At 62.9% G+C, this 7,058-nt stretch carries 5 protein-coding genes; 3 read left to right on the top strand and 2 right to left on the bottom strand.

Annotation, left to right across the window (positions count from 1 at the left end):
• Window positions 1-493 (bottom strand): tetratricopeptide repeat protein (locus FW784_RS11270; RefSeq protein ID WP_149353440.1); only part of this gene is annotated, 493 nt, incomplete at its 3' end.
• Between the two features lie 93 nt (window positions 494-586).
• Here FW784_RS11270 and FW784_RS11265 point away from each other — a divergent pair.
• The 3 genes from FW784_RS11265 (at window position 587) to FW784_RS11255 (ending at window position 6,575) form a co-directional block, all read left to right on the top strand.
• Window positions 587-4,105, top strand: coding sequence for a methylmalonyl-CoA mutase family protein (locus FW784_RS11265; RefSeq protein ID WP_149353439.1), 3,519 nt, complete (start codon window positions 587-589; stop codon window positions 4,103-4,105).
• 123 nt (window positions 4,106-4,228) lie between these two features.
• Window positions 4,229-5,449 (top strand): hypothetical protein, encoded by a 1,221-nt coding sequence (locus FW784_RS11260; RefSeq protein ID WP_149353438.1) that lies wholly within the window; start codon window positions 4,229-4,231, stop codon window positions 5,447-5,449.
• Between the two features lie 4 nt (window positions 5,450-5,453).
• On the top strand, window positions 5,454-6,575 hold the full coding sequence (locus tag FW784_RS11255; RefSeq protein WP_149353437.1) for a hypothetical protein: 1,122 nt from the start codon (window positions 5,454-5,456) through the stop codon (window positions 6,573-6,575).
• A gap of 75 nt (window positions 6,576-6,650) precedes the next feature.
• On the opposite strand, the gene FW784_RS11250 is transcribed toward FW784_RS11255, so the two are convergent.
• Window positions 6,651-7,058: tetratricopeptide repeat protein (locus FW784_RS11250; protein WP_149353436.1), on the bottom strand; the 408-nt coding region annotated here is incomplete at its 5' end.

The following is a 7,058-nucleotide window of genomic DNA, read 5'->3' as shown; positions in this document are numbered from 1 at the left end:
CGGCCAGCAGCTGCGCCGCGATCGCATCGCCCCGGCCGGCGGCGTGGTCCAGCAGCTGCACGGCCATGGCCTGGTCCTGCAGGTTCGGCTTGCGTCCGAAGTGGATCGCGGCGGCGCGCAATGCCGGCGGATGCCCCACCTGCACCGCGGCCAGCAGGCGCTCGCCGATCTTCGCGTCGCGCGGCACGGCGGTATTGCCCAGCCCGATCAGCGCGAGGAAGTAGCCCGCGATCGGCTGCCCCAGCGCTTCGCTGCGCTCGAACGCCTGCACCGCCTGCGCGATGTCCGCGTCGGTGCCGATGCCGTACATCCACATCCGCCCCAGTTCGATCAGCGCGCCTGCATGGCCGCCTTCCCCGGCGCGACGATGCGCCTCGAAGGCTTCCTCCATCTGCAGGTCGGCGACCAGCGCGGTGGCGAGTCGGTACAGGTCGTCGGGGGCGCCGGAGGCGGCAGCCGCGCGCAGGGCGGCGAGGTCGGTGGTGTCGGTCATGCCGCGCAGGTTACCCGACCCTCCGCATGCGCCCGGACCCGTACGGAGGCCTTGTTACAATCGGGCCATCCTTAGAAATAGATGCGCGCCCCCATGAGCTCGCCCGCCGATCGCCTGCCCGAATCCACCGCCAGCGCCGCCGACACCGCGAGCCCGCTGCGCTTCGTCACCGCCGCCAGCCTGTTCGACGGGCACGACGCGGCGATCAACATCATGCGTCGCCTGATCCAGGCGCAGGGCGTCGAAGTGGTGCACCTGGGCCACAACCGCTCGGTGGAGGACGTGGTGCGCGCCGCGCTGCAGGAAGACGCCGACGGCATCGCGCTGTCGAGCTACCAGGGCGGCCACGTCGAGTACTTCAAGTACATGGTGGACATGCTGCGCGAGCGCGGCGCCGGCCACATCAAGGTCTTCGGCGGCGGTGGCGGCACGATTACGCCCGACGAGATCAAGGAGCTGCAGGCCTACGGCGTGGAGCGCATCTACCACCCGAACGACGGCATGCACATGGGCCTGGTCGCGATGATCGAGGACGTGGTGCGCCGCGCCGGCCACGCGCGTACGGACATCGCGCCTGCGTCGACGCAGCCGTCGATCGACGACGAGATCGCGCTCGGTCGCATGCTGTCGTCGATCGAGGAAGGCAGCCTCGACGAAGCCCAGCTCGCGCACCTGCGCAAGCAGTGGCAGCTCGCCGGCAGCCGCACACCGGTGGTCGGCATCACCGGCACCGGCGGCGCGGGCAAGTCGTCCGTCACCGACGAGCTGCTCAACCGTTTCCTCGCACACTTCCCGGAGATGCGCATCGCCGTCATCTCCGTCGACCCCACGCGCCGCCGCACCGGTGGCGCGCTGCTGGGCGATCGCATCCGCATGAACTCGCTGCGCAGCCCGCGCGTGTACATGCGCTCGATGGCCACGCGCCGCCAGCACGCGGCGACCAACGCCGTGCTTCGCGATTGCATCGGCTTCCTCAAGGGCACCGGCTACGACCTGGTCATCGTCGAAACCGCCGGCATCGGCCAGAGCGATTCGGAGATCGTCGACCTCGTCGATTTCCCGATGTACGTGATGACCAGCGACTTCGGCGCGCCGAGCCAGCTGGAGAAGATCGACATGCTCGACTTCGCCGACCTGGTGGTGCTGAACAAGTTCGACAAGCGCGGTGCCGAGGACGCGCTGCGCGACGTGCGCAAGCAGTGGAAGCGCAACCGCGTGGCGTTCCAGACGGCCGACGAGGACGTGCCGGTCTACCCGACGATCGCGTCGCAGTTCAACGACCCCGGCATCAGCTGGATGTTCGCCAACCTGTGCCGCCTGCTGCGCGAGAAGCTGCAGCTGCCCAGCGACAAGTGGACGCCGGAACTCGACACCACGCTGCGCGAGCCGCGCGCCACCGTGCTGATCCCCGGCAACCGCGTGCGCTACCTGGCCGAGATCGCCGAGCAGGGCCGCGGCATCAACCGCCAGATCGAAACGCAGGCCGAGATCGCCGACCGCGCGCAGTCGTACTGGACCGCCTTGCAGGCGCTCGAGGACCCCGAGCTGCCGAAGCCCCTGGACCTCTACGCCGCCGACCACCTGCTGGGCGGAAACGGCTTGAAGCCGGTGGCCGATGTCGACGACGAGAACGAGTTCAGCTACCTCGAGCGCGGCGTCGACCGCACGCTGCTCACGCTGCGCCAGCGCTACAACGACGCCATCCAGTCGCTCACCGCCGAGGCGCTGAAGCTGCTGCGCGCATGGCCGGCGCGGCTGAAGTCGATCACCGACGACATCACCGAATACACCGTGCGCGACAAGGTGATCCGCGTCGAGAACTACCGCGAGTCGCTGAGCCACCAGCAGATCCCGAAGATCGCCGCGCCCACCTACAAGGCCTGGGGCGAGCTGCTCACGTTCCTGCAGAAGGAAAACCTGCCGGGCGGCTACCCCTACACCGGCGGCGTGTACCCGTACCGCCGCACCGGCGAAGACCCGATCCGCATGTTCGCGGGCGAGGGCACGCCGGAGCGCACCAATCGCCGCTTCCATTACCTCAGCGTCGGCCAGCCGGCGGCGCGCCTGTCGACCGCATTCGACAGCGTCACCCTGTACGGCGAAGACCCCGCGCCGCGCCCGGACATCTACGGAAAGATCGGCAACTCCGGCGTCAACGTGCCCACGCTCGACGACATGAAGAAGCTCTACTCCGGCTTCGACCTGTGCGACCCCACCACGTCGGTGTCGATGACGATCAACGGCCCGGCGCCGATGATCCTCGCGATGTTCATGAACACCGCGATCGACCAGCAGGTGGAGAAGTACCTGCGCGAGGACGATACACGCTGGCTCGCCGCCCGCGAAAAGATCGACGCGCTGTTCGAAGGCCGCCCGCGCCCGGCGTACGAAGGCCCACTGCCCGAAACGCATGACGGCCTCGGCCTTGGCCTACTGGGTGTCACCGGCGACGAGATCGTCGAGCCCGAGATCTACGAGCGCATCAAGGCGCAGACCCTGCAGACCGTGCGCGGCACCGTCCAGGCCGACATCCTGAAAGAGGACCAGGCGCAGAACACCTGCATCTTCAGCACCGAGTTCGCCCTGCGCATGATGGGCGACATCCAGCAGTACTTCGTCGACCGCAAGGTCCGCAACTTCTACTCGGTGAGCATCAGCGGGTATCACATCGCCGAAGCCGGCGCGAACCCGATCAGCCAGCTCGCCTTCACGCTCAGCAACGGCTTCACCATCGTCGAGTACTACCTCGCGCGTGGCATGAACATCGACGACTTCGCGCCCAACCTGTCGTTCTTCTTCAGCAACGGCATGGACCCGGAGTACACCGTCATCGGCCGCGTCGCCCGACGCATCTGGGCGCGCGCCATGCGCGAGCGCTACGGCGCCTCGGCGCGCAGCCAGATGATGAAGTACCACATCCAGACCAGCGGCCGGTCCCTGCATGCGCAGGAGATCCAGTTCAACGACATCCGCACCACGCTGCAGGCGCTGTACGCGCTGTTCGACAACTGCAACAGCCTGCACACCAACGCCTACGACGAAGCCATCACCACGCCGACGGAAGAGAGCGTGCGCCGCGCCGTGGCGATCCAGATGATCATCAACAAGGAGCTGGGGCTCAACTTCAACGAGAACCCCTGGCAGGGCAGCTTCATCGTCGACAAGCTCACCGACATCGTCGAAGAAGCCGTCTACAAGGAGTTCGAAGCCATCAGCGAGCGCGGCGGCGTGCTGGGCGCCATGGACACCATGTACCAGCGCGGCAAGATCCAGGAAGAGTCGCTCTATTACGAACACAAGAAGCACGACGGCTCGCTGCCTCTGGTGGGCGTCAACACCTTCCTCGGCAAGGACGGCCACAGCGATGTCGCCACCGAGATCGAACTGATCCGCTCCACGCCGGAAGAGAAGGGCCAGCAGATCACCAACGTGGCGCTGTATCAGGGCAACAGGAATGCACGGGCCGGGGAGGGTCTGAAATTCCTACAGAAGACCGCGCGCGAGCGTCGTAATGTGTTTGAGGCGCTGATGGAGGCGGTGAAGACGCATAGCCTCGGGCAGATCAGCCATGCGCTGTATGAGGTGGGTGGGGAGTACAGGCGGAATATGTAAACCGCACTTCCGACGTATCTTGGCCTCGGATCTAACGCACAAGCGAATAGCTACTGCAGGCAGCTTAGCGAGACGCGACGGCAGCCGGCTTGCCGAATATGAACCTTTACTGGAAAGGAAATCATGGAATTCTCATCGTGGTTACACGACAGCAAGGTCCGCGGCATTAACGTCGCTGTCGATATCGAAATCGGCACCTATTGGGATGTTTGTCGTGATGTCATTGACGAGAACGAGTTTCAGCGACGTCGTGTCTCCGTCAAAGGCAAGCCGTACCAGTTGCTGCAGCGCGATCTGATCGAGGGTTGCGTAATGCCGCCTGTGATCCTCGCGCTGAAGCAAGAGGCGAGCGCCCGCATCTCCAACCTCCTAAGGCAGCCGATAGCAGACGGCAATAAGCTTGCGATTGAGGCCGCTATCGCGCGTGCCTTCGCGGACCGTGAGCTATTGATCCTCGATGGCTTGCAGCGGACCTTTACCATCGGTGATTGCATTACGCAGCTCTCAGCCGACCCGGGAGCACTGGCGGAATTCCGAGCCAGAAAGATGAGGCTAGAAGTCTATCTTGGCCTAAATAAGATGGGCATTCTCTACCGAATGCTTACGCTGAATACCGGGCAGACGCCAATGTCTTTCCGGCATCAGATTGAGATGCTTTATGGCGATTACTTGGATCATCAGACTCTGCCTAATGGCATAACTGTTGTGCGCGAAGTGGATAATTCGCGCGCTCGGGGTTCGAGAAAATATAAGTTCGCCGATGTGGTCGACATGTTCTATGCATTTTCGACCGGAAAACCCGAGTCGATGGACAAGCAGACTCTGGTAGGCAAACTCGCCGAACTTGATTTTCTCGATGAGTTCAAGACCGGCGATGACGATCTGCAAGCGCTGCTTGTGTTGTTCGATGCGTTCATTCGGCGCGTCGAGGCGCTAAGTGGCGACTGGGTATTTGATCCGATTCGATTGGCTACACAGATGCCGGATCGAGTGGTAGAGCGGCCTTTCGGCCGAAATGTCGCTGCGATCTTCGAGCGCGTGCAGCCGATGAGTGCATTTGGGGCCGAGTGCAAACGTCTGATTAGGCAAGGCCAATTCGCCACCATCGCTGATATCGGCGCTGTACTTCCTCAACTGCAGTTCTCTCGCGAGCCAGATAGCTCGCTAGACACGTTGGTGCTGCTGCTGGACGAAATCGCGCGGAAGGCGTCTAAGATCGGTACCGCGCAACGCGAAGTGTTTCAGTACTCATTTAGGGCTCTGCTGAACCAGGACTCCGACGACTTCGCCGATCTGAGCGCTTGTTGGGTGTCGGGGCAGGAGAAGTTCGAAAGCCTGAACTAAGAACATGACTATCCTTGAAGGACTGTTGCGTGGCGAAGCCGCTGGCAGTCGTGCTCAGACGTGGACGGCTGAGGGGGTTCTTCTCGATGTCGGCGGGATACAAAGGACCCTAAAGGTCGCGCGGAGCGATGAAGCGTTCGAAGTCGATCGGTACACCGTCTGGGTAGTCCGGACATTGGACAATGCCGAAGCTGCTGTTCGTGCGGTTGTCATCAAGGCTGCTGAGAGAAAAACGATCGGGTACATCTTCCCCACATCGTCATTCCGGACGACATCTGACTTTTGCGCTACAGCGCTGGATGACAAGTTTCAGCGGCTTTACGCGACCGTCGCGGCACATTTCCTCGTTGACGTCGGCGTTGCCAACGAGGTGGTCAGTGGTGAATTCTTCGATTTGCCCGAGGTGTCGGAGCTCTGTGACTGTCTGCCGAGCGGCTGTTCTGTGGTGGTCGTTGCCCGACGCATTGTCGAGTCGCAGGGCGCCACAACGGACGTAGTCAGGCTTGCTCTTCAAGAGCATGGCTACTACCCATTACCCCCGAAAGTGTCGTTTAGCCATGCGCCTTTCGCTGTTACTGCGGAGGGTGTCCGTAATATTGCGTTGCCGGCGGCTTCGATAGGTCCATGGATTGAGCTGATCTCAAATTTGGTAGCTGTTGCTGCAGCGCAGCCTACCCCGGTAGGAGCTTTTATCGGGTATTACCAGGTTGTTGAGCTTCTCTCTAACGAGCGATTCAAAAGCGAGGTTAGCCGGATCACGAGTGATCCAGCACTTAGCGATGATCCGTGGGCGCTGAAGGAGAAGTTGATTGAGGCATCGGGTGAAAAAAGACGAGTTAGAGCTTTGGTCGCCTGCTGCCAGGCTGAGGTATCTGGCGCCTTAAACGACTTGGAGCGCTATGGCAAGGCTGTGCTGCGGTCAGTCGGTCAAGCCGAACTCGAAAAGCTCTCGGCTGGCGATGTTTTGTACAAGGTTCGTTCGGTTCTGGTCCACGATCAGAAATCGCTGCCCCAATCAGCGCTGACGGACCTGTGCGAGATGATCAAGGCGCTGCACTTGGTGATCTTTGGTCTCGTACGTGTCTTTGATCCCGCATTTCAATCGGCGGTGTCCGCTGGTGACTAGATCTGAATCGAAACAGTGGTCAGGTTCGTTTCTTGAAAAATTGGATCCGACCTTTTTCTACATCGACCCGACCCGTCAGGCGCCCGCCTCGATACGGCTGAGCGCCGCGCCGGCGGGGTCGCGCCAGGCGGGGCTGAACTGCGGTTGCGTCGCGGCGCGCTGCAGCGCCGAGCGCACCGATGCCTTGCGCGTGGAATACCGGTAGCCCGTCAGCACCGCGTCGAGCGCGGCGTCCTGGCGGCCAAGCTCGGCATAGGTCTGGCCGAGGTTGAGCCACGTGGCCGAGCGCGTCGGCGACAGGTCGAGCGCGGCCACGAGGCGCGACCGCGCGCGGGCATGCTCGCCCACCAGCATGTAGGCGTAGCCGAGGTTGCCCAGCATCTCGGGGTCGCGCGGCTGCAGCACGAGCGCGTGTTCCAGCAGCGGAATCGCGGCCTCGGGCCGACCGCCGTTGATCAGCGCGATGGCGCGCGCATTGAGGCT

Origin of the sequence: Cognatilysobacter lacus (genome assembly GCF_008274655.1) — a bacterium.
Classification (GTDB): domain Bacteria; phylum Pseudomonadota; class Gammaproteobacteria; order Xanthomonadales; family Xanthomonadaceae; genus Cognatilysobacter; species Cognatilysobacter lacus.
This window is presented reverse-complemented; position numbering and strand designations above follow the sequence as displayed.